At 67.2% G+C, this 463-nt stretch carries 1 pseudogene; it reads right to left on the minus strand.

Annotated features, from left to right (window positions below):
* Window positions 1–463, minus strand: a pseudogene (locus MOV75_RS41820) (DNA polymerase III subunit delta'); the annotation flags it as partial.

A 463-nucleotide genomic window follows, 5' to 3' on the forward strand; every position in this document is an offset into this window, starting at 1 on the left:
CAGAATCGCGTAGACCAGCGCGCACCAGACCAGAAAACCGGGGATGAGGATGGATCGTGGCGAGCACGCGCGCGGGGGCGTGGCTCACCAGAAGAAACAGCGATCGCTGCGGCGGCTCCTCGAGAATCTTCAGAAGCGCGTTGGCTGCGTTTGGATTGAGCTCGTCGACGGTGTCGACGATGCAGACACGCCAGCCTTCGGCGGCGGCCGTCGAGCCGAAGAAGCTGATGGTCTCGCGCGTCTCGTCCACAGTGATCACGGTGCGCATCACGCCGCGGTCGTTGGCGGTGCGCTCCAGCGTCAAGAGGCCGCCATGCGAGCTCGCCGCCACCTGCCGCGCCACCGCGTCATCAGCATTGATCGCAAGGTTCTCGGCGCGCTGCACGGACTCCGCCAGCGGCTGGCCGCGGGCGTGCACGAAGCGCGCCATGCGATAGGCCAGCGTCGCCTTGCCGATCCCTTG

The sequence above is a fragment of the Bradyrhizobium sp. PRIMUS42 genome (assembly GCF_023006515.1).
GTDB lineage: Bacteria > Pseudomonadota > Alphaproteobacteria > Rhizobiales > Xanthobacteraceae > Bradyrhizobium.